The 23,196-nt window shown below is 71.9% G+C and carries 18 protein-coding genes and 1 pseudogene; 6 read left to right on the top strand and 13 right to left on the bottom strand.

Translation table 11 applies throughout. The features are described from left to right. Positions 1 to 80 precede the first annotated feature (80 nt). From ACWCV3_RS02605 to ACWCV3_RS02595, 3 genes are all read right to left on the bottom strand, one after another. Entirely contained in the window at positions 81 to 1,157 is a 1,077-nt protein-coding gene (locus ACWCV3_RS02605; RefSeq protein WP_451217276.1) for a chaplin family protein, read from the bottom strand. Positions 1,158 to 1,279: 122 nt separating this feature from the next. Beyond that, the gene (chpD, locus tag ACWCV3_RS02600) at positions 1,280 to 1,507 is read right to left on the bottom strand and encodes a chaplin ChpD (RefSeq protein WP_399567987.1); all 228 of its coding nucleotides are present in this window, start codon (positions 1,505 to 1,507) and stop codon (positions 1,280 to 1,282) included. 273 nt (positions 1,508 to 1,780) lie between these two features. Then, positions 1,781 to 2,191 carry a rodlin gene (locus ACWCV3_RS02595; protein WP_451217272.1) on the bottom strand — a complete coding sequence of 137 codons (411 nt, stop codon included), beginning with the start codon at positions 2,189 to 2,191 and terminating at the stop codon, positions 1,781 to 1,783. Between the two features lie 283 nt (positions 2,192 to 2,474). Here ACWCV3_RS02595 and ACWCV3_RS02590 point away from each other — a divergent pair, with 283 nt between their 5' ends. Together ACWCV3_RS02590 and ACWCV3_RS02585 are read left to right on the top strand one after the other, a co-directional pair. Continuing rightward, positions 2,475 to 2,885, top strand: a complete 411-nt coding sequence (locus ACWCV3_RS02590) for a rodlin (RefSeq protein WP_451217270.1) — start codon at positions 2,475 to 2,477, stop codon at positions 2,883 to 2,885. Positions 2,886 to 3,109: 224 nt separating this feature from the next. Then, positions 3,110 to 3,517, top strand: a complete 408-nt coding sequence (locus ACWCV3_RS02585; RefSeq protein WP_393791889.1) for a rodlin — start codon at positions 3,110 to 3,112, stop codon at positions 3,515 to 3,517. Between the two features lie 63 nt (positions 3,518 to 3,580). On the opposite strand, the gene ACWCV3_RS02580 is transcribed toward ACWCV3_RS02585, so the two are convergent. From ACWCV3_RS02580 to iolC, 8 genes and pseudogenes are all read right to left on the bottom strand, one after another. Beyond that, entirely contained in the window at positions 3,581 to 4,444 is an 864-nt protein-coding gene (locus ACWCV3_RS02580; protein WP_451217266.1) for an ABC transporter permease, read from the bottom strand. After that, a complete protein-coding gene (locus tag ACWCV3_RS02575; protein WP_451217263.1) occupies positions 4,441 to 7,071 on the bottom strand; it encodes a CocE/NonD family hydrolase in 2,631 nt (876 codons plus the stop codon). The genes ACWCV3_RS02580 and ACWCV3_RS02575 overlap by 4 nt, the downstream gene beginning before the upstream one ends. 133 nt (positions 7,072 to 7,204) lie before the next feature. Then, complete coding sequence (locus ACWCV3_RS02570; RefSeq protein WP_451217260.1) at positions 7,205 to 8,605, bottom strand: APC family permease; 1,401 nt, start codon at positions 8,603 to 8,605, stop codon at positions 7,205 to 7,207. A gap of 299 nt (positions 8,606 to 8,904) precedes the next feature. Continuing rightward, positions 8,905 to 10,407 (bottom strand): CoA-acylating methylmalonate-semialdehyde dehydrogenase, encoded by a 1,503-nt coding sequence (gene mmsA, locus ACWCV3_RS02565; protein ID WP_451217257.1) that lies wholly within the window; start codon positions 10,405 to 10,407, stop codon positions 8,905 to 8,907. Positions 10,408 to 10,423: 16 nt separating this feature from the next. Continuing rightward, positions 10,424 to 12,301, bottom strand: coding sequence for a 3D-(3,5/4)-trihydroxycyclohexane-1,2-dione acylhydrolase (decyclizing) (gene iolD / locus ACWCV3_RS02560; protein WP_451217254.1), 1,878 nt, complete (start codon positions 12,299 to 12,301; stop codon positions 10,424 to 10,426). After that, positions 12,298 to 13,119 (bottom strand): 5-deoxy-glucuronate isomerase, encoded by an 822-nt coding sequence (gene iolB, locus ACWCV3_RS02555; RefSeq protein ID WP_451217251.1) that lies wholly within the window; start codon positions 13,117 to 13,119, stop codon positions 12,298 to 12,300. Before iolB ends, iolD begins: the two co-directional genes overlap by 4 nt. An 8-nt stretch (positions 13,120 to 13,127) precedes the next feature. Then, a pseudogene (locus ACWCV3_RS02550) lies at positions 13,128 to 13,265 on the bottom strand (Cgl0159 family (beta/alpha)8-fold protein); the annotation flags it as partial. Between the two features lie 41 nt (positions 13,266 to 13,306). Next, positions 13,307 to 14,257 (bottom strand): 5-dehydro-2-deoxygluconokinase, encoded by a 951-nt coding sequence (gene iolC / locus ACWCV3_RS02545; protein ID WP_451217248.1) that lies wholly within the window; start codon positions 14,255 to 14,257, stop codon positions 13,307 to 13,309. A gap of 153 nt (positions 14,258 to 14,410) precedes the next feature. Between iolC and ACWCV3_RS02540 the strand changes: the two genes are divergently transcribed. The 4 genes from ACWCV3_RS02540 to ACWCV3_RS02525 all read left to right on the top strand — a co-directional run bounded on the left by ACWCV3_RS02540 (position 14,411) and on the right by ACWCV3_RS02525 (position 18,732). Then, positions 14,411 to 15,325, top strand: coding sequence for a sugar phosphate isomerase/epimerase family protein (locus ACWCV3_RS02540; RefSeq protein WP_451217245.1), 915 nt, complete (start codon positions 14,411 to 14,413; stop codon positions 15,323 to 15,325). Positions 15,326 to 15,637: 312 nt separating this feature from the next. Continuing rightward, positions 15,638 to 15,838, top strand: a complete 201-nt coding sequence (locus ACWCV3_RS02535; RefSeq protein ID WP_451217242.1) for a helix-turn-helix transcriptional regulator — start codon at positions 15,638 to 15,640, stop codon at positions 15,836 to 15,838. 215 nt (positions 15,839 to 16,053) lie between these two features. Continuing rightward, entirely contained in the window at positions 16,054 to 16,293 is a 240-nt protein-coding gene (locus tag ACWCV3_RS02530; protein ID WP_451217239.1) for a heavy-metal-associated domain-containing protein, read from the top strand. Positions 16,294 to 16,413: 120 nt separating this feature from the next. Further along, a complete protein-coding gene (locus ACWCV3_RS02525; protein ID WP_451217233.1) occupies positions 16,414 to 18,732 on the top strand; it encodes a heavy metal translocating P-type ATPase in 2,319 nt (772 codons plus the stop codon). 547 nt (positions 18,733 to 19,279) lie between these two features. Here ACWCV3_RS02525 and ACWCV3_RS02520 read toward each other — a convergent pair. Together ACWCV3_RS02520 and recD2 are read right to left on the bottom strand one after the other, a co-directional pair. Further along, positions 19,280 to 20,581, bottom strand: a complete 1,302-nt coding sequence (locus ACWCV3_RS02520) for a citrate synthase (RefSeq protein ID WP_451217230.1) — start codon at positions 20,579 to 20,581, stop codon at positions 19,280 to 19,282. 177 nt (positions 20,582 to 20,758) lie between these two features. Continuing rightward, a complete protein-coding gene (gene recD2 / locus ACWCV3_RS02515) occupies positions 20,759 to 23,059 on the bottom strand; it encodes an SF1B family DNA helicase RecD2 (protein ID WP_451217227.1) in 2,301 nt (766 codons plus the stop codon). Positions 23,060 to 23,196 lie beyond the last annotated feature (137 nt).

The following is a 23,196-nucleotide window of genomic DNA, read 5'->3' as shown; positions in this document are numbered from 1 at the left end:
CCTGAAGGATGCGTACGGCGCCGTGGCGGTACGGCGCCGTCACCTACGGGTGCCGGGCGCTCGGGTCCGGCACCCGGAGGTCAGCGGTGCCGGGCCATGGTCCGGCCGCGCCTGAACAGCAGGGCTCCGGCAGCGACCAGTACGGCACCGGCTCCCGAAGTCGTCCACAGGACACGCGAGTTGCTACCGGTGTGCGGAAGGGTGGGCGGTGTGGTGTGCCCGCCGGGAGGCGGTGTCGTGTGGCCTCCGGGCGGGGGCGTGGTGTGCCCGCCCGGAGGAGGCGTGCTCTCCTCGCCGCCGTACGGGGGCGGAGTGGTCTCGTGGCCGCCGTAGGGAGGAGGCGTGGTCTCGTGACCGCCGTAGGGAGGAGGCGTGGTCTCGTGACCGCCGTAGGGAGGAGGCGTGGTCTCATGGCCGCCATAAGGCGGAGGCGTGGTCTCATGGCCGCCATAGGGCGGAGGAGACGTTTCTTCACCACCGTAGGGAGGCGGAGTGGTCTCCTCGCCGCCGTAGGGCGGAGGCTTCTCCTCGTCGTGGCCGTACGAGGACGGGCGGGTGGTCTCCTCGTCATGGCCGTACGAGGACGGGCGGGTGGTCTCCTCGTCATGGCCGTACGAGGACGGGCGGGTGGTCTCCTCGTCATGGCCGTACGACGGAGAAGTCGTCTCGTCGTCGTCCCCGTACGAGGCCGGCGGTTTCGTCTCCTCGTCGTCGCCGTACGCGGCGGGCGCGGTGGCCGGGATGCTCGGCTCGTGGTGACCGTAGGAGTGCGGCGGGGTGGTCTCGTCGTCGCCGTACGAGACGGAGGGCTTGGTCTCCTCGGCGCCGTACGCGGACGGTGTCCGGACCGGGGTGCTCGGCTCGTCGTCGTCGCCGTAGGACGACGGCGCGGTGGTGCGGAGCGCCTTGGGGAGGGCGTCCTTGACACAGGCGTTGCCGACGGCCGGGGCCAGCGCGGCCGACACGTCGACGGAGTGCCCGCAGATGTCGACCGGGACGTGCGCGGGCACCCGGAGGGTGTTGCCGGACAGTGCGCCGGGAGAGCCCTGTGCGGCTCCGTGCGCTCCCGAATCGGCGAGCGCCTGACTGACGTACAAGGACAGCACACCCGTCGCGGCGGCGGCCACGACCATGCCCTTGCTCAGGGTCTGTCGCAATCTCGTGGTCTTCCTGCTCGTAGAAGTGGGAAAGCCGGCCCCGGAACGCGGATTCACATGGGATCGACGGTCCGGGGCCGGCCTGAACGCAGCCGTGGGGCTGGTGCTTCGCGTTACGCGCGTCAGTCGTTGACGCAGGCGTTGCCGAACGCCGGGTTCAGCAGGGCGATCACGTTCACGGAGTTGCCGCAGACGTTGACCGGGATGTGGATCGGGACCTGGACGACGTTGCCGGAGAGCACACCCGGCGAACCGACCGCGGCGCCCTCGGCACCGGCGTCGGCGAAGGCGGGAGCCGCCCCACCCAGAGCCAGGATGGCGCCGGCGACGACAGCAGCGCTCTTCTTCATGGTCTTTCCCTTCTCTGCGGTCATGCCCTTTGACGGCCGAAACCGAGCGAGCGCAACCTGAACGGCTCGCACCATGACCGGCAGGCTGTAGAACGAGGAATAGACGGCGGAAGAAACTGTGGAACGCGCGTCACCCCTCAATTCACTCGAACGCCCCCAGGGAATTGACAACGTGGAGCAACCGGGAGGCCCTGGAAATGGACAGCGAAAACCGCCCGGCGGTACGGGAAATCCGTGCCGCCGGGCGGTTTTCTCGAAGCGGTCGCGCCTGCGTCAGTTGTTGGCGACGCCGTTGCCCGCGAGGACGGAGACGTCGTCGACGAGGTGCGACAGCGGCTCGTCGTTCTTCGCCTGGGTCGAGTTCTCGGCGCACTGCTGGTTCTGCGGCGAGGACAGGACGGGGATGTCCTGGACACCGACGTTGACCAGGGCCAGCACCGACTGGACGTTCGCCTTGGCCGGCACGCCGACGCAGAGCTTGTTCAGGGAGCTCTGCACCAGCGTGGCCTGCGGGCTGAGGTCGCCGCTGGTCACGTTGTTGCCGAACGCCTCGGTGGCGCCGTTGCCGCTGAACGACGTGGTGCCCGTGTCGTTGCCGATGGCAAGCGCCTGAGGGGCCGCCGCCGCCGACACGCCCACGAAGGACGCGGCGACCGCCGCCGCGGCCATTGCCTTCTTCAGCATTTCACTTTCCTTTCCTGGCGGCTCGCCAGAAGCATTCCTGGCTGCTCGCCAGACGTTCGTACCTGCGGAGACATCAACCGGAGGGGCGCCGATTGGTTGCGGCAAGTCACCCGATCGGATCGGTTCCGGTGCACGGAGGAGACGGAATTCCTCCGGCGGGGCGCACGGCTCGTTTTCCGCGCGCTCCGTCGGCCGTTGGGGTGAACGGGAGCAACTCCGTACCGGGCGGGGCAGTTGAGCCGGGCACTCCGGTGAACGGGGTGTCTCCAGAAGGGAATCGCAAGTGATCAAGAAGGTTCTGGCCGTCGCCGCGGTCGCCGCGTCCGTTGCCGGCGTCTCCGCCGCCGCCGCGTCGCCGGCCCTGGCCATCGGCAACGACACCGGTACGACGTCGTTCAGCGGCAACGGCGCCTCCCAGGCGTTCGGCAACTCCGCGACCTACGGCAACATGAGCCCGCAGATGGCCCTCATCCAGGGCTCGCTCAACAAGCCCTGCATCGGCCTGCCCGCGAAGCTCAACGCCCAGTCCCTGGTGGCTCTGCTCAACGTCGGCGTGCAGGACATCCCGATCCTGTCCTCGCCGCAGAACCAGCAGTGCGTCGAGAACTCGACCCAGGCCAAGGGCGACGAGCCGCTGTCGCACGTCCTGGACGACATCTCCGCGCTGTCCGGCAACGGCGCCGCCAACAACTGAGCCTCCGCGACGCACTCGGGTCCCCGCGGGGGCCCGGCCCTCCGGGCCGCCGGCACTTCCGGCGGCCCGTCGGTGTTTCCGGGGGCGGGTGAGCCGAGGGGGCGTTTGTGAACTCATCGGACTGCGCTGCCCCGATAGGGTCAAAGACCGCAACCCCGGCGCCCGCTTCCCCGTTGACGATCACGCAACTCCTCCCCGGAGTCCGCCTTTCGAAGGGAACCAACATGAAGAAGCTGTGGGCAACCGCGGCCGTCGCCGCCTCCGTCGCCGGTCTCGCGGGCGCGGCCGCCCCGCAGGCCCTGGCCATCGGTGACGACCACGGCACCACGTCGTTCAGCGGAAACGGTGCCTCGCAGTCGTTCGGCAACTCGGCCACCTACGGCAACATGAGCCCGCAGCTGGCTCTGGTCCAGGGTTCGCTGAACAAGCCCTGCATCGGCCTGCCGGCGAAGCTCAACGCCCAGTCCCTGGTGGCCCTGGTCAACGTCGGCGTCCAGGACATCCCCGTCCTGTCCTCGCCGCAGAACCAGCAGTGCGTCGAGAACTCGACCCAGGCCAAGGGCGACGAGCCGCTGTCGCACATCCTGGACGACATCTCCGCGCTGTCCGGCAACGGTGCCGGCAACGGCTGATCGAGCCCCCGCAGCGGCGGCCCACCGGTTCCGACCGGTGGGCCGCCGCCGTTTTCCACCGGCTCAGGACACGACGTCCTTGCGGGTGAAGCCCCGGAAGGCCAGGGCGAGGAGGACCAGGGCGTAGGTGACCGAGACCGAGGCGCCCTGGGCCATGCCGGCCCACTCCGCGTGCGGCTGGAGGATGTCGGCCCAGGCGAACTGCCAGTGCGCGGGCAGGAAGTCCCGCCAGTGGCCGAGCGCGGTCACCGCGTCCAGGACGTTGCCGACGATGGTCAGCCCGACCGCGCCGCCCACCGCGCCGAGCGGGGCGTCGGTCCGGGTGGAGAGCCAGAACGCGAGTCCGGCGGTGACCAGTTGCGAGACGAACAGGTACAGCACCACCACGGCCAGCCGCCCGACCGCCGTGCCCGCCGCCACCGCCCCGCCGGTCGGCACGAGCAGCGGACCCCAGCCGTACGCGGCCGTGCCGACCGCCAGGGCCACCGCGGGCAGCAGGATCATCGCGGCCAGGCTCATCCCGAGTCCCACCACCAGCTTGGACCACAGCAGCCGCGCCCTCGGCACCGGTGCCGCCAGCAGATAGCGCAGCGAGGACCACCCGGCCTCGGAGGCGACCGTGTCGCCGCAGAACAGGGCGACCGGGATCACCAGCAGGAAGCCGGCCGAGACGAAGAGGCTGACGGCGGCGAAGTTGGCACCGGACGCGGTGGCCGTGTCCATCAGGGTGATCCGGCGCCCCCGTCCGGCCGGGTCCCCGCCGATCGCGAACGCGGCCAGCAGGACCAGCGGCAGCGCGGCCAGGATCGCGCCCATGACCAGCGTGCGGCGCCGCCCGAGCTGGCGGACGAGTTCGACGCGTACGGGCAGGGTGCGCGAGGCGCGGTAGCCGGGGGCCGTCCGCGCGGTCTCGGTGAGCGTGCTCACGCGGAGCCTCCGATCAGGGTGAGGAAGGCGTCCTCCAGACGCCGGTGCGGGCCTACGGAGAGCACGGGCACCTCCAGCCGGACCAGTTCCACCACGAGCCCGCCCGCGGTGCTGCCGGGCCGGAGGCGGACCAGCAGCCCGTCCGCGGTCCGTACGGCGGAGGCGACGCCGTCCAGTGCGGCCACCTTCTCCACCACCGGCTCGGCGACGGGGGTGCCGGTGCCGACGAGCAGGGTGTCGCCGGAACCGACGATCTCCCCGACCGGGCCCGCCTGGACCAGCCGGCCCCGGTCCATGACCACCAGGTGGGTGCAGGACTGCTCGACCTCGGCCAGCAGGTGGCTGGAGACGATGACGGTGCGCCCGGCGGCCGCGTACCGGATCAGCACCTCGCGCATCTCGCGGATCTGCGGCGGGTCCAGGCCGTTGGTGGGCTCGTCCAGGATGAGCAGGTCGGGCAGGCCGAGCATGGCCTGGGCGATGGCGAGGCGCTGGCGCATGCCCTGGGAGTAGGTGCGTACCGCGCGTGCCAGGGCGTCGCCGAGCCCGGCGATCTCCAGCGCCTCGGCGAGGTGGGCGTCCTCGGGCGGGCGGCCGGTGGCCCGCCAGTACAGGTCGAGGTTCTCCCGGCCGGTGAGGTGGGGCAGGAAGCCGGCGCCCTCCACGAAGGCGCCGACGCGGGAGAGGACGGGCGCACCGGGGCGTACGGCGTGGCCGAAGACCCGGACCTCTCCGCCGTCGGGCCGGATCAGGCCCATCAGCATGCGCAGCGTGGTGGTCTTGCCCGCTCCGTTGGGGCCCAGCAGGCCGAGCACCTGGCCCTTCCCGACGCTGAAGGAGAGGTCGCGCACGGCGTACCGGTCGGCGGACTTGGCGTAGCGCTTGCTCAGTTCGGAGATGACCAGCGGGACTTCGGCCAGTTCCGGATCGGGTGCGGGGGCGGTGGTGCGGCGGCGGGCGGTGAGGAGGAGGGCGAGGGCGGTCGCGGCGCCGGCGAGGGGGAGCCACCAGACCCAGGAGGGCAGCGGGGTGGCCGCGGTGGTGACGCCGGGGGCGGTGGGAACGCTCAGAGGGCCTTTCAGGGAGACCGTGTACGTCGCGGGGGCGGTGGGTGAGGCGTAGCCGAGGTCGGTGGTGGCGAGGACCAGGCGGAGGCGGTGGCCCTGCTGCACCTCGTGGTCGACGGGCGGGAGGGTGACGGTGACGTCCTTGCCCTGCTTGGCGCCGGTGATCCTGAGCGGGGTGACGAGTTGGCCGGGGAGCACCTGGCCGCCGCCGGGGCCGACGTCGTAGAGCTTGGCGAAGAGCACCGCGTCGGCGCTGGTGGACCTGATGTGGACGCGGGCGGTCGGGGTGCCGGTGACGCGGAGGGCGGTGCGCTGCGGCGGGGCGTCGAATGCGGCGTACTGACCGGGGAAGTCGAGGGAGACGCCGGTGCCGAGGGCGGAGAGCTGGGCGAGGCCGCCCCCGCCGAGGCCGGGCAGGGCGGAGACGGCGGGCGGGCTCGCCCCGGCCGGGTTGGCGATCCGCTGCGGGCGGCCGGTGAGGGCGATGGTGCGGGGGGCGCCGCGCAGGCCGGGGTAGGCGTCGGCGGTGGCGCCCCGGCTGCGGGTGCCGCCGTCGGTGGAGTCGACGCCGCCGGTGCGGGTGATCCGGAAGGCGGGCCCGGTGTCGACGGACTCGCCCTTGAGGTAGTGGTCGAACCAGTCCCGTACCCGCCCCTGGACCCGGCCGGTCTCCAGGTCTCCCCCGTCGTGGCCGCCCGCGATCCAGTCGACCTTCACGGGTGCGCCGCCCGCCCGGATCGCGCGCTCGGCGGCGTCGGACTGGGCGAGGGTGAACAGGGAGTCGGTCTGGCCCTGGAAGAGCAGGGTGGGGACCTTGACGCGGCCGGCGACGGCGGAGGGTGAGCGGCGGTCGAGCAGGGCTCGGGCGTCGGCGTCGGGGACCCCGGACTGGGCGACGCGCTGGTACATCGCGCACAGTGCCGGCTCGAACCGTCCGCAGCCGCCGACGGAGTTGAAGAACACGCCGGTCCACAGCTTCTTGAACACGCCGTTGGGGAAGAGGGCGTCGGCGAGGTCCCAGTAGGTGACGGCGGGCGCGATGGCGTCGATGCGCGGGTCGTGTGCGGCCGCCAGCAGGGAGATCGCCCCGCCGTACGAGCCGCCCGCGATGCCCACGCGCGGGTCGCCGGACCTGTCGAGGCGGACCTCGGGCCGCTTGGCCAGCCAGTCGAGGAGCCGGGAGACGTCGGTGACCTCGTGCGCCGGGTCGTTGAGCCCGATCTTCCCGGTCGAGTGGCCGAACCCCCGGGCGGACCAGGTGAGTACGGCGTACCCGTGCCCGGCGAGGTCCTCGGCCTGGGCGCGCAGGTCGTCCTTGCTGCCGCCGAAACCGTGGGCGAGGAGGACTGCGGGGCGTCGGCCGCCTCCTTCCGAGGTGAAGTACGAGGTGTCCACCCGGGTGCCGTCGGCCATGGTCAGTACCCGGTCGCTGCGGTGCGGGCCGGGCGTGCCGGACGCGGTCGCCGTCCACGTACCGGTGGCGGCGAGCAGTGCGGCGGCCCCCAGCGCGGCGGCGGCCCGCCGGGGCCTCTTCAGCGGCCGGGGCACTCGAAGATCCATGACCCAACGGTACGGGCCGCCCTCCCCGCCGGACGGCCCCGCCGGGCTGAACTCCCGCCCATCCTTCGGGAGTACGGGTCCGGGCGGGTGTACTGCGGGCGCGGTAGGGATCCGCCCTCTCCGGGCGCGGGCGTCAGCTCCGGGTGTCCTCGGGGAGCGAGACCAGCCAGTGGGTGTCGCGGCGGGGGCGCAGGTACAGCGCCCAGTACAGGGTGGCGGCGGCGGTGATGCCGCCGGTCCACAGCAGGTAGGCCGGCTCCTGCCGGACCAGGACGTAGCCGAGGACGGCGATCAGCAGCACGGGTACGGCCGGCCACAGCGGCATCCGCCAGGCCGGGGTGTGCCGGTGGCTGTCGCGGCGGCCGAGCAGCGCGGCGATCGCGACGAGCAGGTACATGGCGGTGACGGAGACCCCGGTGACGCCGTAGAGGGTGTCCAGGTCGACGAAGCAGAGCAGGGCGCCGGGCACGCCGACGGTGAGGGTGGCGACCCAGGGCGAGCCGAACCGGCCGAGCCGGGAGAGCAGGTCGTTGACCGGGGTGGGCCACGCCTTGTCGCGGGCGGAGGCGAACAGGACGCGGGAGTTCTGGATGACCATCACGATGCCCGCGTTGACGATGGCGAGGGCGACGCAGAGGCTGACGAAGGTGCCGACGGCGGTGTCGGACCACGCGGTGACCATCGCGCTGAGATCGCCGCCGGTCAGCTCCTTCAGGTCGGTGGCGCCCAGGGTGATGGCGGCGACCGGCACCAGGATGATCACGGTGGAGATGGCGAGGGTGGCGAGCACGGTGCGGGCCACGTCCCGGCGGGGGTGCTCCAGCTCCTCGGAGAGGTAGACGGCGGTCGAGAAGCCCTGGGTGACGAAGAGGGCGATGGCGAGTCCGGAGACGACCAGTGCGGCGGTGACGGGGTCGGTGCCGCCGTGGGCTCCGGCCACCTGCATCGACACCAGGCTGCCGGGGCCCCGGTGGGCGTGGGAGAAGCCGAGCACCGCGACGACGGCGGCCGCGATCACCTCCAGCACCAGGAAGACCCCGGTGATCCAGGCGTTGGCGCGCAGGTCGAGCAGTCCGGCGAGGGTGGCGAGCAGCATGACCCCGGCGCCGGTGAGGGCGGGGTCCACGTGGACGAGGGGGGCGATGTAGTCGGCGGTGCCCATGGCGATGACGGGCGGCACGATCACGACGACCAGCAGCGACAGCACGAACACCAGCCAGCCCGCGAGGCGTCCGGCGAGGGTGGAGACCATGGCGTACTCGCCGCCCGCGCTGGGGATGAGGGTGCCCAGCTCGGCGTAGCAGAACGCCACGGCGACACAGAGCAGCGAGCCGACGGCGATGGTGAGGGCGGTCGCGGTGCCGAGGCTGCCGAAGAGGTCGGGGACGACCACGAAGAGGGTGGAGGCGGGCGTCACGCAGGAGAGCGTCAGCAGGGTGCCGCCGACGACGCCGATGGAGCGCTTGAGTTTCCGCCGGCCGTCACCGGTCTCTGCGGCGCTGGCTGGCTCGGCGGGGCGGAGCGTGTCGGTCATGCGGCGTCCGATCGACTCGTGCGGTGCTGGCTCGGGCGGGAGCGGTATCGCCTCCGGCGGCTCGCTGTGTGTCGTACGTCTCGCTCCCGGCGCTGCATCGAACACCGACGAAAACCGCCACGTCAATGGGTGCCGACCTACGGAATCCGCAGTTCTGACCGCCGTCGGACGACCGAAACAGCACTATCTCGCAGGCGCCTCCGCCCTTGTCGGCCGTACGGGAACCGCAGGCCCGTGGCCGAAAAAAGACGGGCCCGAGGGCGGTGGAAGCCGCCTTCGGGCCCGGATGTACGTGTGGCTCAGTGGTTGCGCGGGAAGCCCAGGTCGACGCCCGCCGGGGCGTCGGAGGGGTCGGGCCAGCGGGTGGTGACGACCTTGCCGCGGGTGTAGAAGTGCGTGCCGTCGTTGCCGTAGATGTGGTGGTCGCCGAAGAGGGAGTCCTTCCAGCCGCCGAAGGAGTGGTAGCCGACGGGGACCGGGATGGGGACGTTGACGCCGACCATGCCGGCCTCGATCTCGAGCTGGAAGCGGCGGGCGGCGCCGCCGTCGCGGGTGAAGATGGCGGTGCCGTTGCCGTAGGGGGAGGCGTTGATGAGGGCGACGCCGTCCTCGTAGGTGTCGACGCGCAGCACGGACAGCACCGGGCCGAAGATCTCGTCCTGGTACGCCTTGGCGCTGGTCGGCACCTTGTCGAGCAGGGAGATGCCGATCCAGTGGCCCCCCTCGTGGCCCTCGACGGTGTGCCCGGTGCCGTCGAGCACGACCTCGGCGCCCTCGTCGGCGGCGCCGGTGACGTAGGAGGCCACCTTGTCCCGGTGGGCCTTGGTGATCAGCGGGCCCATCTCCGAGGTGGGGTCGGTGCCGGGGCCGATCTTGATCTTCTCGGCGCGCTCGCGGATCTTCCGCACCAGCTCGTCTCCGATGGAGCCCACCGCGACGACCGCGGAGATGGCCATGCAGCGCTCGCCCGCCGAGCCGTAGGCGGCACTCACCGCCGCGTCAGCCGCCGCGTCGAGGTCGGCGTCGGGCAGGACCAGCATGTGGTTCTTGGCGCCGCCGAGGGCCTGGACGCGCTTGCCGTGGGCGGAGGCGGTGGTGTGGATGTGGCGGGCGATCGGGGTGGAGCCGACGAAGGACACCGCCTTCACGTCCGGGTGCTCCAGCAGCCGGTCGACGGCCACCTTGTCACCGTGCACGACGTTGAAGACGCCGTCCGGCAGCCCGGCCTCGGCCAGCAGCTCCGCGATCCTCAGGGCCGCCGACGGGTCCTTCTCCGAGGGCTTCAGCACGAAGGTGTTGCCGCACGCGATGGCGAGCGGGAACATCCACATCGGCACCATGGCGGGGAAGTTGAACGGGGTGATGCCCGCGACCACGCCGAGCGGCTGGCGGATCGCGGCCACGTCGACGCCGGTGGCGACCTGGGTGGACAGCTCGCCCTTGAGCTGGACGCTGATCCCGCAGGCCAGGTCCACGATCTCCAGGCCGCGCGCGACCTCGCCGAGCGCGTCGGAGTGCACCTTGCCGTGCTCGGCGGTGATCAGCGCGGCGATCTCGTCGCGGTGCCTGTCCAGCAGGGCGCGGAACGTGAACAGGATGGACGTGCGCTGGGCCAGCGAGGACCGCCCCCAGGTGGCGAAGGCGTCCTTGGCGGCGGCGACCGCCGCGTCCACCTCCTCGACGCCCGCGAAGGCGACCTTGGTGGTGACCTCGCCGGTCGCCGGGTCGGTGACCGGCCCGTACGTGCCCGACGCGCCCTCGGCGGTCTTGCCGCCGATCCAGTGGTTGACGATCTTCGTCATGTCCTCGGGCTCCTTGTCACAGATGGCGGCGGCGGGCCGGCAGATGCCGTTCGTACAGCTCACGGGCCTTGACCGCGGACGGCCTGGCCGCGGTCTCGGCCACAGGAACATCCCACCAGGCCGCGGCCGCGGGCGCGCCCGACACACTGTCGGACGTTTCGGTCTCCACGTAGACACAAGTGGGAGTGTCGGCGGCGCGCGCCTCGGTGAGGGCCTCCCGCAACTCCAGGACCGTACGGGCGCGCAGCACCCGCATGCCCAGGCTGGCCGCGTTGGCGGCGAGGTCGACGGGGAGCGGCGGACCGGTGAGGGTGCCGTCCGCGGCGGGGCGCCGGTAGGCCGTGCCGTAGCGCTCGGCACCGACCGCCTCCGACAGCCCGCCGATGGAGGCGTACCCGTGGTTCTGGATCAGCACCATCTTCACCGCCACGCCCTCCTGCACGGCGGTGACGATCTCGGTCGGCATCATCAGGTACGTGCCGTCGCCGACCAGCGCCCAGACGTTCCGCTCGGGCGCGGCGAGCTTCACGCCGAGGGCGGCCGGGATCTCGTAGCCCATGCAGGAGTAGCCGTACTCCAGGTGGTACTGGTCGCGGGCGCGGGTGCGCCAGAGTCTGTGCAGGTCGCCGGGGAGGGAGCCGGCCGCGCCCACGATGATGTCGCTCGCGTCCACCAGGGCGTCCAGTGCGCCGATCACCTGGGTCTGGGCCGGCGCCGCGTCCGGGTCCCCGGCGGCGAAGCAGGCGTCGACCCGGCGTTCCCAGTCCGCCTTGGCCGCCGAGTAGGCCGTGAGATACGCCTCCGGCACCCGGTGCCCGTGCATCCCCAGCGCCTCGGTCAGCTCGCCCAGTCCGCTGCGGGCGTCGGCGACCAGCGGCAGCCCGGCCATCTTGTGACCGTCGAAGGGCGCGATGTTGAGGTTGACGAAGCGCACGCCGGGGTCGGCGAAGAGGGTGCCGGAGGCGGTGGTGAAGTCGGTGTACCGGGTGCCGACCCCGATCACCAGGTCGGCCGCGCGGGCGAGTTCGTCGGCGGTGGCGGTTCCGGTGTGGCCGATGCCGCCCACGTCCTGGGGATGGTCGTACCGCAGGGAGCCCTTGCCGGCCTGGGTGGAGGCGACCGGGATGCCGGTGGCGGCGGCGAACTCCGCGAGCCCGTCCTCGGCCCGGCTGTGGTGGACCCCGCCGCCCGCGACGACGAGGGGACGCCGGGCCTCCCGGATCATCCGCACCGCTTCGGTGATTTCCGCCGGATCGGCTCCGGGCCTGCGCACGGTCCACACCCGGTCGGCGAAGAACTCCTCGGGCCAGTCGTACGCCTCGGCCTGCACGTCCTGCGGAAGCGCGAGAGTGACGGCGCCGGTCTCGACCGGGTCGGTGAGCACCCGCACGGCCGCGAGCGCGCTCGGGATCAGGACCTCGGGGCGGGTGATCCGGTCGAAGTACCGGGACACCGGGCGCAGCGTGTCGTTCACCGACACATCTCCCGCGTAGGGGAGTTCGAGCTGCTGGAGGACCGGGTCGGCGGGGCGGGCGGCGAAGCCGTCGCCGGGGAGCAGCAGGACGGGCAGGTGGTTGACGGTGGCCAGTGCGGCGCCGGTGACGAGGTTGGTGGCGCCGGGGCCGATGGAGGTGGTCACGGCGTGGGTGGAGAGGCGGCCCGACTGGCGGGCGTACCCGACGGCCGCGTGCACCATCGCCTGCTCGTTGCGGCCCTGGTGGAACGGCATCGACTCCCGGTGTTCCAGCAGCGCCTGGCCGATCCCGGCGACGTTGCCGTGGCCGAAGATCCCCCAGGTGGCGCCGACGAGCCGCTGCCGCACGCCGTCGCGTTCGGTGTACTGGGCGGCGAGGAAGCGGACGAGTGCCTGCGCGACCGTGAGCCTGGTGGTCACCGGTAACCCCCTGTGTGGGCGGTGTGGTCGGGGTGGAAGCTGATCCGCCATTCCCGGCCGGCGCCGGGTCCGGCCATCACGTTCAGGTAGTACATGTCGTGGCCGGGCTGGGCGATCGACGGGCCGTGCCAGCCGTCGGGTACGAGCACCGCGTCACCCGTGCGGACCTCGGCGAGCAGGTCGGCGCCGCCCGCGCGGGAGGGGAAGACGCGCTGGTAGCCCAGGCCGCCGTCCGCGATCTCGAAGTAGTAGATCTCCTCCAGCTCGGACTCCTCCCCCGGGCGGTGCTCGTCGTGCTTGTGCGGCGGGTAGGACGACCAGTTGCCGCCGGGGGTGACGACCTCCACGGCGATGAGCCGGTCGCAGTCGAAGGTGTCGGCGGCGGCGAAGTTGCGCACCTGGCGGGCGCAGGTGCCGCTGCCGCGCTGTTCGACGGGGACCTCCGGCGCGGGGCCGTAGCGGGCGGGGAGTCTTCGCTCGCACTTCGCTCCTGCCAGGGCGAAGCGGCCTCCCGCGCCGGAGGCGATCTGGACCCGGCTGTCGCGGGGGGCGTACGCGAAGTCGGAGACTGCCGCGTACACGTTCTCCCGGCCGCGGATCTGAAACTCGCGCCCATCAATTTGTACGGTACATGCACCTTGGAGGGGGAGCACGATCCATTCGGCGGCGCCGGTGTCGAAGGCATGGGCGCCGCCCGCCTCCAGCTCCACGACGCGCAGCCGCGTGTGCGTCCAGCCCTCCTGACCCGGACCGATGTCGAGCGCGTACGGGCCGCTCGCGGCCTCGCCGTGCGGCAGATGGAGTCGGGTGCTCGTCATGCGGGCCCTCACAGCAGTCCTGCGGCGGTGTCGACGGCGGCGGCCACATCGCCGTCCGCCGGGTACAGCAGTGTGCGGCCGGCCACCAGGCCGCGCACGGTGGGAAGCCGCAGCGCGCCGCGGCACTTCTCGTACCCGGCGGCCTGCTCCCGCGGGGAACCGCCCGGGGTTCCGGCCCGCACGGGGCTCACCGCACCGCCCCCGCCGCCAGCGCCGCCGCCACCTCGTCCGGCGTGGGCATGGCCGACGAGCACTCCAGCCGCGAGGCCACGATCGCCCCGGCGGCGTTGGCGTGCCGCATGACCGTCTCAAGGTCCCATCCCCGGAGCAGACCGTGGCACAGCGAACCCCCGAACGCGTCGCCCGCACCGAGCCCGTTGAGGACGGTGACCGGCAGCGGGGGCACCTCCGCGCTCCCGCCGTCGCGGTGGACGGCGAGGACGCCCTTGGGCCCCTGTTTCACCACCGCCAGCTCCACCCCGGCGTCCAGCAGCGCGCGGGCGGCGGCGTGCGGTTCCCGGGTGCCGGTGGCGATCTCCACCTCGTCCACGTTGCCGACGGCGACGGTGGTGTGCCGCAGGGCCTCGGCGTAGAAGGGGCGGGCCGCGTCGGGGTCGCTCCAGAACACCGGCCGCCAGTCCAGGTCGAAGACCGTGGTGCCGGACCGGGCGCGGTGGGCGAGTGCGTCCAGGGTCGCGGTGCGGCTGGGCTCCTCGCTCAGGCCGGTCCCGGTGACCCAGAAGACGCGGGCGGCACCGATCGCGCCGAGGTCGAGTTCGCCGGGGTGGATCTCCAGGTCGGGGGCCTTGGGCCGGCGGTAGAAGTAGAGCGGGAAGTCGTCCGGCGGGAAGACCTCGCAGAAGGTGACCGGGGTGGGCAGGCCGGGTACCGGGGTGACCCAGCGGTCGTCCACGCCGAAGCCCCGCAGCGCCTCGTGGAGGTACGTACCGAACGGGTCGTCACCGGTTCGGGTGATGACGGCGCTCGCGAGTCCGAGGCGGGCGGCGGCGACGGCGACGTTGCTCGCGGAGCCGCCGAGGAACTTGCCGAAGGACGACACCCGGTCGAGCGGGACACCGGTCTGCAGAGGGTAGAGGTCCACCCCGATCCGTCCCATGGTGATCAGGTCGTACGCCATCGACTCCCCTTCGCCAAGGATTCGTCAGGACCACTACCCCGCCAGGACTCCCACCCGGCTTTCTAGTCCGGTCCGGTGAGCCGTGTCAACGTTTTGTCCGGACATTCGGACCAGCTATTGACACCCTTTCGGGCGGCCCGCACGCTGGCGGCCATGACGTCGATGCCGCCCTCCCCGCCGTCCCGTGTCCGCGTCGGATCGGCGCCCGACTCCTGGGGCGTCTGGTTCCCGGACGACCCCGCCCAGGTCCCCTGGCGGCGCTTCCTGGACGAGGTGGCCGCGGCCGGCTACGAGTGGATCGAGCTGGGCCCCTACGGGTACCTGCCCACCGACCCCGGGGTGCTCGCCGAGGAGACCGCCCGGCGCGGGCTGAGGGTGTCGGCCGGGACCGTGTTCACCGGGCTGCACCACGGCCCGGCGGTGTGGGAGAAGACCTGGGAGCACGTGTCGGCGGTCGCCGGGCTGACCCGCGCGACCGGCGCCCGCCACCTCGTCGTCATCCCCTCCTTCTGGCGGGACGACCGCACCGGCGCGGTACTGGAGCCGGCCGAACTGACCCCGGCCCAGTGGCGCGACCTGACCGAGCAGACCGAGCGGCTCGGCCACGAGGTGCGCGAGCGGTACGGCCTGACGATCGTCGTCCACCCCCACGCCGACACCCACATCGACACCGAGGCCCACGTCACCCGCTTCCTGGACGCCACCGACCCCGACCTGGTCTCGCTCTGCCTGGACACCGGCCACTACGCCTACTGCGGCGGGGACAGCGTCGAGCTGATCGAGACCTACGGCGAGCGGCTCGGCTACCTCCACCTCAAGCAGGTCGACCCCGAGGTCCTCGCCGAGGTGCGCGCGGACGGCACGCCCTTCGGCCAGGCGGTCGCGCGGGGCGTGATGTGCGAACCCCCCGCCGGGGTGCCCGCGCTCGGCCCGGTGCTGGAGGCGGCGGCCCGGCTGGACACGGACCTGTTCGCCGTCGTCGAGCAGGACATGTACCCCTGCGAGCCGGACCGGCCGCTGCCGATCGCCCGCCGCACCCGCGCGTTCCTGAGGTCGTGCGGCGTGTAGACCCGGGCCACCGGTGAACCCTCCCGGCGGGCGCACCGCCGGACGCCCCCGCACGGCCCCGCCCGTCCGGGTCAATCCGCCACGCCCGCCGCGCCCCGGTTTCCTCTGCTGCGGTTGTGTCACGAACGCACCCCTCCTGTCACGTATGTCGCGCGTACGCGGGTCCTCCGTCACACCCGGCCCACAGCCGCTTGCCCGTGGTCACTCTGCGTCGTTGACCGGGCACAGGCTTGGTGATCACCAGCACAGCGCCGGGCTCCCCCGACGGCCGTTCCCCGGCCGCCGCCGCGGCGCGCGCAGGAGGTGCGACGCATGACCGACCGCAGGCTCTGGTCCTACAAGGAGATCGCGGCACACATCCGGGTACAGCCGGACACCGTCCGGTCCTACCGGAAACACGGCCTGCTCCCGCCACCCGACCTCGTGGAGAGCGGCAAGCCCTACTGGCACGCTGACACCGTGCGCGCCTGGGTCGCCTCCCGGCCCGGAAACCGGGGCCGCGGAGCGGACTGATCCGGATCCGGCCCCCCGCCACCGAAACGCCCGCACACCTCCCCCCGGGGGACGGTGTGCGGGCGTTCGCCGTACTGCGACAAAGCGGGCGTATACATAGGGTGCCGGTGAATCCCCTCCGCACTCGGCACCCCCTTAGGGAATACCCCCTAGGGGTATAATGTTCGAAGAGTGAGGGTCCCCCGAGGACACCCCGGCACGACGAGGAGAACGACATGAGCGCCCAGACCGACACCCCCGGCTCCGTCACCGCCGTCTACCAGGTGAGCGGCATGAGCTGCGGCCACTGCGAGGGTTCCGTCTCCGGCGAGATCTCCGAGCTCCCCGGCGTCGCTTCGGTGAAGGCCGTCGCCTCCACCGGTGAGGTCACCGTCGTCTCGGCGGCCCCGCTCGACGAGGAGGCCGTGCGCGCCGCCGTCGACGAGGCCGGCTTCGAACTGACCGGCCGGGCCTGAGCACCACCCCGCAGGTCCGCGCGTTCCGCGCGCGGACCGCGCAACCCTTCCCCGACCGGGCCGTACCGACCAGCTCATACTGGATTCCGTGAGGTCCGGTCCGATGTCTGGAGTCCGGGCATGACCAGCACCACCGCAGAGACCGGGCGTACGGCGCCCGAGGCGGACGAGAACCGGGTCGAGCTGCTCATCGGCGGCATGACCTGCGCGTCCTGCGCCGCGCGGGTGGAGAAGAAGCTCAACCGCATGGACGGCGTGAGCGCCACCGTGAACTACGCGACGGAGAGGGCGAAGGTCAGCTTCGGCGCCGGCGTCCACGTCGCGGACCTGATCGCGGTCGTCGAGAAGACCGGGTACACCGCCGAGGAACCCCGGCCCCCGGAGCCCGAACCCGCCGCCGGCGCGGAGGAGTTCGCCGGGGCGGCCGAGCCGGACGCCGAACCGTCCGCGCTCCGGCAGCGGCTGCTGGTCTCCGCCCTGCTCGCCGTGCCCGTCATCCTGATGGCCATGGTCCCGCCGCTCCAGTTCGACAACTGGCAGTGGCTCTCGCTGACCCTCGCCGCACCCGTGGTCGTCTGGGGCGGGTGGCCCTTCCACCGGGCCGCCTGGACCAACCTGCGGCACGGCGCGGCCACCATGGACACCCTGGTCTCGGTCGGCACGCTGGCCGCGTTCGGCTGGTCGCTGTGGGCCCTGTTCCTCGGCCACGCGGGCATGCCCGGCATGCGGCACGCCTTCTCGTTCACCGTCTCCCGTTCCGAGGGCACCTCCGTCATCTACCTGGAGGTCGCCGCCGGGGTCGTCGCGCTGATCCTGCTCGGCCGCTACCTGGAGGCCCGCTCCAAGCGCCGGGCCGGTGCCGCGCTCCGGGCGCTGATGGAGCTGGGCGCCAAGGACGTGACCGTACTGCGGGACGGGCGGGAGACGCGGATTCCCGTGGGCTCGCTCGCCGTGGGCGACCGGTTCATGGTGCGGCCCGGCGAGAAGATCGCCACCGACGGCACGGTGCTGGAGGGCACCTCGGCCGTCGACGCCTCCATGCTGACCGGCGAGTCCGTGCCCGTCGACGTCTCCCCCGGCGACCGGGTCACCGGCGCCACCGTCAACTCGGGCGGGCGGCTGCTGGTCGAGGCGGACCGGGTCGGCGAGGACACCCGGCTGGCCCGGATGGCCCGGCTGGTGGAGGACGCGCAGAACGGCAAGGCCGAGGTGCAGCGCCTGGCCGACCGGATCTCCGCCGTGTTCGTGCCCGTCGTCATCCTCATCGCGCTGGGCACCTTCGGCGTCTGGCTGGGCGCCACCGGGGACACGGTCGCCGCGTTCACCGCCGCCGTCGCCGTGCTGATCATCGCCTGCCCCTGCGCCCTGGGCCTGGCCACCCCGACCGCGCTGATGGTCGGCACCGGACGGGGCGCGCAGCTCGGCATCCTGATCAAGGGCCCCGAGGTGCTGGAGTCCACCCGTCGCGTCGACACCGTCGTCCTCGACAAGACCGGCACCGTCACCACCGGGCGGATGACGCTGCAGGAGGTGTACACCGCTTCCGGCGAGGACGAGAAGCAGGTGCTGCGGCTCGTCGGCGCCCTGGAGCACGCCTCCGAGCATCCGGTCGCCCGCGCCGTCGCGGAGGGCGCCGCGGAGCGCGTCGGCGCGCTGCCCCCGGCCGGGCACTTCGAGAACGTCCCCGGCCGAGGCGTACGCGGTCGCGTGGACGGCCACGAGGTGGCCGCCGGACGGCTCTGGCAGGACCTGCCGGAGGAACTGGCCGCCGCGCGCTCCAGGGCCGAACAGGAGGGCCGTACGGCCGTCGTGGCGGGCTGGGACGGGAAGCCGCGCGCGGTGCTCGCCGTCGCGGACGCGGTGAAGGAGACCAGCGCCGAGGCGGTGCGCGAACTGCGCGCGCTCGGCCTGACGCCGGTGCTGCTCACCGGGGACAACCGCACGGTCGCCGAGGCGGTCGCGCGCGAGGTCGGCATCGACGAGGTCATCGCCGAGGTGCTGCCCGAGGGCAAGGTGGACGTGGTCCGAAGGCTGCGGGACGAGGGCCGGACCGTCGCCATGGTCGGGGACGGGGTGAACGACGCGGCCGCGCTCGCCACCGCCGACCTCGGTCTGGCCATGGGCACGGGCACCGACGCGGCGATCGAGGCCGGCGACCTCACCCTGGTCCGGGGCGACCTGCGGGTGGCCGCCGACGCCATCCGGCTCTCCCGGCGCACCCTCGCCACCATCAAGGGCAATCTGGCGTGGGCCTTCGGCTACAACCTCGCCGCGCTGCCGCTGGCCGCCGCGGGGCTGCTGAACCCGATGATCGCGGGAGCGGCGATGGCCTTCTCCTCGGTGTTCGTGGTGACCAACAGCCTGCGGCTGCGCCGGTTCCGCGGCGGCGGGCCAGGAAGTGCCGCGGATGGCCGGAAGAAGTCCCCCGAGGAGAAGTAGAAGTCCCTCTGGAGTCCGGCGCGCGCCTCACATAAGCTCTTCACAAGGCTCGCGCATCATCCTTACGCCTGGGTCCCGATCGCCGTGTCGGGGCTCTTGCGCACCCATGGGACGTATGCAAGAGACGCAGATCACAGTGACGCGAACGTAACCATCGAAGGGGTTCGAAGGTCTAAGTTGGCGGTGTCAGTCCAGCGTCTTGGGGGGCGCCGGCTGGCGTCTGGGGATGTCTTGGGGGACTTCTCCGGATGGGGGTACCCCCTGCTCGAACGAAGTTCAGAGCTTGGGGGAGCGTTGCCGGGGCACGTACACCGGGAAGCTTTGAGCGGCCCTCCCAGCGTGCGCTGTCCCGGCAGACCGCAACACGTTTCACGTCACCGGAGCATGGCGGGCCCGCCCGTCCTGCTCGGACAGCGAATTCAGGCGCTGTCTCTCCGAGCGCCCGGCCCGGATCCCGTGGGGGGAATCCGCACCGGGGCATGGGAAGGCGCCCTGGACGTCGGCCCGTGGGGGGACCGACGCCAGGGCGCCTTCCGCTTTTCCGGACTCAGCGCTGCTCGACCGGCACGAAGTCGCGCTCGACGACACCCGTGTAGATCTGGCGCGGACGGCCGATGCGCGAACCCGGCTCCTTGATCATCTCGGTCCACTGGGCGATCCAGCCCGGCAGCCGGCCGAGGGCGAACAGGACCGTGAACATCTCGGTCGGGAAGCCCATGGCCCGGTAGATCAGACCCGTGTAGAAGTCCACGTTGGGGTAGAGGTTGCGCGAGACGAAGTAGTCGTCGGAGAGCGCGTGCTCCTCCAGCTTCAGCGCGATGTCCAGCAGCTCGTCGGACTTGCCGAGCGCGGAGAGGACGTCGTGCGCGGCGGCCTTGATGATCTTGGCGCGCGGGTCGAAGGACTTGTACACCCGGTGGCCGAAGCCCATCAGGCGGACGCCGTCCTCCTTGTTCTTCACCTTGCGAATGAAGGAGTCGACGTCGCCGCCGTTGGCCTGGATGTTCTCCAGCATCTCCAGCACCGACTGGTTGGCACCGCCGTGCAGCGGGCCCCACAGTGCGTTGATGCCCGCGGAGATGGAGGCGAACATGTTGGCCTGCGAGGAGCCGACCAGGCGGACCGTGGAGGTCGAGCAGTTCTGCTCGTGGTCCGCGTGCAGGATCAGCAGCTTGTCCAGCGCGGAGACGACGACCGGGTCGAGGTCGTACTCCTGGGCCGGGACGGAGAACGTCATGCGCAGGAAGTTCTCGACGTAGCCGAGGTCGTTGCGCGGGTAGACGAACGGGTGGCCGATCGACTTCTTGTAGGCGTACGCCGCGATCGTCGGGAGCTTGGCGAGCAGCCGGATCGTGGAGAGGTCGCGCTGCTTCTCGTCGAACGGGTTGTGGCTGTCCTGGTAGAAGGTGGACAGCGCCGAGACCACCGAGGACAGCATGGCCATCGGGTGGGCGTCGCGCGGGAAGCCCCGGTAGAAGTTCTTGACGTCCTCGTGCAGCAGGGTGTGCCGCGTGATGTCGTTCTTGAACTTGGCCAGCTCGTCGACGGTGGGCAGCTCACCGTTGATCAGGAGGTACGCCACCTCGAGGAAGGTGGAGCGCTCGGCGAGCTGCTCGATCGGGTAGCCGCGGTAGCGGAGGATGCCCGCCTCGCCGTCGAGGTAGGTGACGGCGGATTTGTACGCGGCCGTGTTGCCGTAACCGCTGTCCAGGGTCACCAGACCGGTCTGGGCGCGGAGCTTCCCGATGTCGAAGCCCTTGTCGCCGACGGTGCTGTCGACCACCGGATAGGTGTACTCGTCGCCGCCGACCCGCAGTACTACCGCGTCGTTCTTGGTGTGCTCGCTCACGTCTTCCCTCACCGACTTAGTGCCTCATCTTCGAGGTGCCCTGACTGTCTCTACCATCCCCCATTTGGCTCAGGAGAGTGCACTCGGGGTCGCCACTTGGCCCACTGGCGGCACTCAGTGCCGTCAACCTGCTCATCCTGCCCCCTCGGTGGGGCATCCGGAAAGCCTCTGTGACCTTCATGACTCATTTGATCGATCATTTTCGCCGACACGCACGGAACCGGCCAGCCTGAAGCCGAGCGCCGTGCACCGCCGGCCTGCCGACACCGTGCGCACGGCCTGCCCGATCGCCTTGCGCGAACCCACCAGCACCACCAGCTTCTTGGCGCGGGTGACCGCCGTGTACAGCAGGTTCCGCTGGAGCATCATCCAGGCACCGGTGGTGACAGGGATCACCACGGCCGGGTATTCACTGCCCTGGGAGCGGTGAATGGTCACGGCGTATGCGTGGGCCAGTTCGTCCAGTTCGTCGAAGTCGTACCCCACCTCCTCGTCCTCGTCGGTCAGCACCGTCAGGCGCTGCTCGACCGGGTCGAGTGAGGTCACCACTCCCACAGTGCCGTTGAAGACTCCGTTCGCGCCCTTGTCGTAGTTGTTGCGGACCTGGGTGACCTTGTCGCCGACCCGGAAGACCCGGCCGCCGAAGCGCTTCTCCGGCACGTCGGGGCGGCCGGGCGTGACGGCTTGCTGGAGCAGGGCGTTGAGGGCGCCGGCACCCGCCGGGCCCCGGTGCATCGGGGCGAGGACCTGCACGTCCCGGCGCGGGTCGAGGCCGAAGCGCGCCGGGATACGGCGGGCGGCCACGTCCACGGTGAGCCGGCCGGCCTCCTCGGTCTCGTCCTCCACGAAGAGGAAGAAGTCGTCCAGCCCGTCGGTGAGCGGGTGCCGGCCCGCGTTGATCCGGTGGGCGTTGGTGACCACGCCGGACCGCTGGGCCTGGCGGAATACGCGGGTGAGCCGGACGGCGGGCACCGGGCTCCGCTCGGCCAGCAGGTCCCGCAGCACCTCCCCGGCGCCGACGCTGGGCAACTGGTCCACGTCACCGACGAAGAGCAGGTGGGCGCCGGGCGGTACGGCCTTGACCAGTTTGTTGGCGAGCAGCAGGTCCAGCATGGACGCCTCGTCCACCACCACGAGGTCGGCGTCCAGCGGGCGCTCGCGGTCGTAGGCGGCGTCTCCGCCGGGCTTCAGTTCCAGCAGGCGGTGCACGGTGGACGCCTCGGCGCCGGTCAGTTCGGCCAGCCGCTTGGCGGCGCGTCCGGTGGGCGCGGCGAGCACCACCCTGGCCCGCCGGGCGCGGGCCAGTTCGACGACCGAGCGGACGGTGAAGGACTTGCCGCAGCCCGGCCCGCCGGTGAGGACGGCGACCTTCTCGGTGAGCGCGAGCCGGACGGCCGCCTCCTGCTCCGGCGCGAGGTCGGTGCCGGTACGGTCCTTCAGCCAGCCGAGCGCCTTGTCCCAGTTCACGTCCCGGAAGGCGGGCATCCGGTCCTCGCCGGTGCGCAGCAGCCGCGACACCTGGGCGGCGAGGGAGAGTTCGGCCCGGTGGAAGGGGACGAGGTAGACGGCGGTGACGGGCTCCCCGCCCTCCGGTCCGGGCACCTTCTCCCTTACGACTCCGGGCTCCTCGCCCTCCTCGCCGGGTGCGGCCAGCTCGGCCAGGCACTCGATGACCAGGCCGGTGTCGACCTGGAGGATCTTGACCGCGTCCGCGATGAGGCGTTCCTCGGGCAGGTAGCAGTGGCCCTGGTCGGTGGACTGGGAGAGGGCGTACTGGAGGCCGGCCTTGACGCGTTCGGGGCTGTCGTGCGGGATGCCGACGGACCGGGCGATCCGGTCGGCGGTGAGGAAGCCGATGCCCCAGACGTCGGCCGCGAGCCGGTAGGGCTGGTTCTTCACCACGGAGATGGAGGCGTCGCCGTACTTCTTGTAGATGCGCACGGCGATGGAGGTGGAGACCTCGACACTCTGGAGGAAGAGCATCACCTCCTTGATCGCCTTCTGTTCCTCCCAGGCGTCGGCGATCCGGCCGGTGCGCTTGGGGCCGAGGCCGGGGACCTCGATCAGGCGCTTCGGTTCCTCCTCGATGATCCTCAGGGTGTCCAGGCCGAAGTGCCGGGTGATGCGGTCGGCGAAGACCGGGCCGATGCCCTTGACCAGGCCGGAGCCGAGGTAGCGGCGGATGCCCTGGACGGTGGCGGGCAGGACGGTCGTGTAGTTCTCGCAGGTGAACTGCCTGCCGTACTGAGGGTGCGAGCCCCAGCGGCCCCGCATCCGCAGCGACTCCCCCACCTGTGCGCCGAGCAGCGCGCCGACCACGGTGAGCAGGTCGCCGCCGCCCCGGCCGGTGTCGACGCGGGCGACGGTGTAGCCGGTCTCCTCGTCGGCGTAGGTGATGCGCTCCAGCACACCCTCCAGCTCGGCCAACTGCCGTTCGCCCGTGCTGTTCCCCGTCTGTCCCGACGCCTGCTGAGCCATGGTCCGAAGGTACCGGTGGGGGCGGACAGCGAGTCCCGCACCGGTCACGCTCATCTGAGCGGGGTTCATCACGATCTGATTTCAGCCACCCCGGAGGGGCTTGCCGGGAGCCCGTGTAATCGATTCCAATCCTCCGG

Source organism: Streptomyces sp. NPDC001781, assembly GCF_053596035.1.
The sequence above is the reverse complement of the archived record's forward strand: the minus strand, read 5'-3'. Positions and strand labels throughout refer to the sequence as shown.

What these genes read in the sequence shown, in the direction of transcription:
- chpD (WP_399567987.1), bottom strand. Translation starts at nt 1,507, where the DNA reads ATGAAGAAGAGCGCTGCTGTCGTCGCCGGCGCCATCCTGGCTCTGGGT.
- ACWCV3_RS02575 (WP_451217263.1), bottom strand. Translation starts at nt 7,071, where the DNA reads ATGGATCTTCGAGTGCCCCGGCCGCTGAAGAGGCCCCGGCGGGCCGCC.
- iolB (WP_451217251.1), bottom strand. Translation starts at nt 13,119, where the DNA reads ATGACGAGCACCCGACTCCATCTGCCGCACGGCGAGGCCGCGAGCGGC.
- ACWCV3_RS02535 (WP_451217242.1), top strand. Translation starts at nt 15,638, where the DNA reads ATGACCGACCGCAGGCTCTGGTCCTACAAGGAGATCGCGGCACACATC.
- mmsA (WP_451217257.1), bottom strand. Translation starts at nt 10,407, where the DNA reads ATGACGAAGATCGTCAACCACTGGATCGGCGGCAAGACCGCCGAGGGC.
- ACWCV3_RS02595 (WP_451217272.1), bottom strand. Translation starts at nt 2,191, where the DNA reads ATGCTGAAGAAGGCAATGGCCGCGGCGGCGGTCGCCGCGTCCTTCGTG.
- ACWCV3_RS02585 (WP_393791889.1), top strand. Translation starts at nt 3,110, where the DNA reads ATGAAGAAGCTGTGGGCAACCGCGGCCGTCGCCGCCTCCGTCGCCGGT.
- ACWCV3_RS02540 (WP_451217245.1), top strand. Translation starts at nt 14,411, where the DNA reads ATGACGTCGATGCCGCCCTCCCCGCCGTCCCGTGTCCGCGTCGGATCG.
- ACWCV3_RS02530 (WP_451217239.1), top strand. Translation starts at nt 16,054, where the DNA reads ATGAGCGCCCAGACCGACACCCCCGGCTCCGTCACCGCCGTCTACCAG.
- iolC (WP_451217248.1), bottom strand. Translation starts at nt 14,257, where the DNA reads ATGGCGTACGACCTGATCACCATGGGACGGATCGGGGTGGACCTCTAC.
- ACWCV3_RS02570 (WP_451217260.1), bottom strand. Translation starts at nt 8,605, where the DNA reads ATGACCGACACGCTCCGCCCCGCCGAGCCAGCCAGCGCCGCAGAGACC.
- recD2 (WP_451217227.1), bottom strand. Translation starts at nt 23,059, where the DNA reads ATGGCTCAGCAGGCGTCGGGACAGACGGGGAACAGCACGGGCGAACGG.
- ACWCV3_RS02525 (WP_451217233.1), top strand. Translation starts at nt 16,414, where the DNA reads ATGACCAGCACCACCGCAGAGACCGGGCGTACGGCGCCCGAGGCGGAC.